Origin of the sequence: Undibacterium sp. SXout7W (assembly GCF_049339385.1) — a bacterium.
In the GTDB taxonomy this organism is placed as follows: domain Bacteria; phylum Pseudomonadota; class Gammaproteobacteria; order Burkholderiales; family Burkholderiaceae_D; genus Undibacterium.
Genome location: NZ_JBMPPF010000045.1, coordinates 1 through 2,408 on the forward strand (window position 1 = coordinate 1; position 2,408 = coordinate 2,408).

The following is a 2,408-nucleotide window of genomic DNA, read 5'->3' on the forward strand; positions in this document are numbered from 1 at the left end:
ACGTCGATGTTAATCACCACCGGTGGCTCCGTGGGCTTACTCGGCGTGTTGGTCGGCATGTTCAGGTTCACCGCGTGATTCTGAATCGGGATCGTGATGATCAGCATGATGATCAGCACCAGCATGACGTCAATCAGGGGCGTCATGTTCATTTCTATCATGACTTCCGGATCAGCCGATGCGCTGCCAGAGCCTACTTGCATTCCCATAATGTTCCTTTCTGTGTTTCCTGCAGGGGTCGTTGTACGTTCTCCGCTGCCCACGGTGCTTAGTTGCGTGGCGGCGGTTCGATCACGAAGCCTACTTTGGAAATCCCTGCCCGCTGTGCGGTCAGGATGCTTTTGCCCACGAATTCGTAGCGTACGTTCTGGTCGCCCCGGATGTGGACTTCCGGTTGCGGTACTTTGACGGCTTCTGTCTTGAGTTTGTCAAACAGGGCGTCGGTGCCGCTTAGGGGTTTCATGCTGCCATTCCAGAACATGTCGCCGTCTTTGTTGATGGAGAGGGTGATGTTTTCTGGTTTGGTTTTGTAGATCTGGTTGCGTTCTGCCGGCAGTTTTACTTTGACCGTGTCGGTGATGACCGGGGTGGTAATCAGGAAGATGATCAATAAAACCAGCATGACGTCGACCAGCGGGGTGGTGTTGATGGTGCTGTTGACTTCGTCTTCACCATCACCATCGTTGCCAATTGCCATTGCCATAGTGTGTTCTCTTTCTTGCTGTCTGACCGGCGGGCTGTGCCGCGCCGGTGATCTTGGGGTACGTCTTGGGGGGGGATTACGCCGCTTTTTTAGCGACTTTGCCCATGCTGCCGGACAATACAACAGAGTGCAGGTCAGCGGAGAAGGCACGCACTTCTTCCATGGCGCTCTTGTTGCGGCGGACCAGGAAGTTGTAGCCTAATACCGCAGGAACCGCGACGGCCAGACCGATGGCGGTCATGATCAGTGCTTCACCGACAGGACCGGCGACTTTGTCGATGGATGCCTGACCGGACATACCGATCGCTGTCAGTGCATGGTAGATACCCCATACGGTACCGAACAGACCAACGAACGGTGCTGTGGAGCCGACGGTTGCCAGGAAGGCCAGGCCATCTTGCAGGCGGGACTGGACTTTGTCGACAGAGCGCTGGATGGACATGGAAACCCAGGTGTTCAGGTCGATTTGTTCGAGCAGGGCGCCTTCGTGGTGTTCTGTGGCTTTGATGCCGGAATCAGCGATGAAGCGGAATGGGCTGCCTTCTTTGAGGGAGGAGGCGCCGGCTTGTACGGAGGCGGCTTTCCAGAATTTGGCGCGGGCGTCTGCTGCCTGGCCGGAGAGTTTGATCTGGTCGACGATTTTGGTGATGAGGATGTACCAGGAGCCCATGGACATGATGACCATGATGATCAGGGTGCCTTTGGCGACGAAGTCACCTGTTTTCCAGAGGGCGTCGAGGCCGTAAGGGTTGTCGATGACTTCTTTGGCAGGCGCTGCGGCGATGTCGGCTGGGTTGGCAGCGGCAGGTGCGGCATCTGCGGGAGCGGAGGCGGCTGGGGCTGTGGAGGCAGCAGCGGAGGCGGCGTCAGCGGCGAAGACGGGGGCGGAGATCGCGGTGATAGCGATGAAGGCTGCCGCTAACAGGGCTTTGAGGGTCAGTTTCATGAGATGTTTCCTTGTTAAATTTGAAGATCAACTACGATGACGGTGGTCGGTGTTACTGATGTGGATGCTGCGCCTTGTGTGTCTCACTCGAGTTTCCAGACATATTGCACCTTGGTCCAGGTCGGCTGTGGTTTGCCATCGACGGTACCCGGTTTGTTTTTGCAGGCACCCGACATGAGTTGGGAGCGCACTGCGTTGTCTAATCCGCGGAAGCCGCTGGATTTGTCGATCTTGACGTCGGAGACGGTGCCATCGCCGCCGATTAAGACGGAGAGGATGACGGTACCGGTTTCTTCGTTGCGCAGGGAGGCACGCGGGTATTCTGGTTTGCAGCCGGCGACGTTGAAGTCGATGACGGCAGGGACGGTGACCGGTCCGGCAGGTTTGGGGGTATCTGCGGGGGCGGCGGCCTGGGTTTTAGCGAAGGTCGGGTTCTCCGGTTTGACGTTGGAGACGGCGGCAATGGTGTTTTGCGGCTGGACCTGTGGCTGTACCTGGACTTCTGGCGGCGGAATGAATGGTGGCGGTGGGGCCATCAGTTTCGGCGGCGGTGGTGGTGGTGTGTCTGGTGGTGGCGGAGGGGGTTTGACCTCTTCGACGATTTTAGTTTCCAGGGGTTTCTGGATGATTTCGACGATCTTGTGTCCCAGCCCGTTGATGAGGGCGTACACGAGGGCGACGTGAAATAATATGACCAGCCCTATCCCTGCCAGTTTCTTGCCCGGCTCTTGCTGGCGTTCTGAAAAATCCATTCCTGCT

General features: G+C 57.3%; 4 protein-coding genes. All 4 read right to left on the minus strand.

The window, feature by feature from the left end:
• Positions 1-209 (minus strand): biopolymer transporter ExbD (locus ACO0LB_RS20355; RefSeq protein ID WP_423052490.1); only part of this gene is annotated, 209 nt, incomplete at its 3' end.
• A gap of 59 nt (positions 210-268) precedes the next feature.
• Positions 269-703 carry an ExbD/TolR family protein gene (locus ACO0LB_RS20360; protein WP_423052492.1) on the minus strand — a complete coding sequence of 145 codons (435 nt, stop codon included), beginning with the start codon at positions 701-703 and terminating at the stop codon, positions 269-271.
• A 76-nt stretch (positions 704-779) separates the two neighbouring features.
• A complete protein-coding gene (locus ACO0LB_RS20365; protein ID WP_423052494.1) occupies positions 780-1,649 on the minus strand; it encodes a MotA/TolQ/ExbB proton channel family protein in 870 nt (289 codons plus the stop codon).
• A gap of 83 nt (positions 1,650-1,732) precedes the next feature.
• Positions 1,733-2,408: energy transducer TonB (locus ACO0LB_RS20370; protein ID WP_423052496.1), on the minus strand; the 676-nt coding region annotated here is incomplete at its 5' end.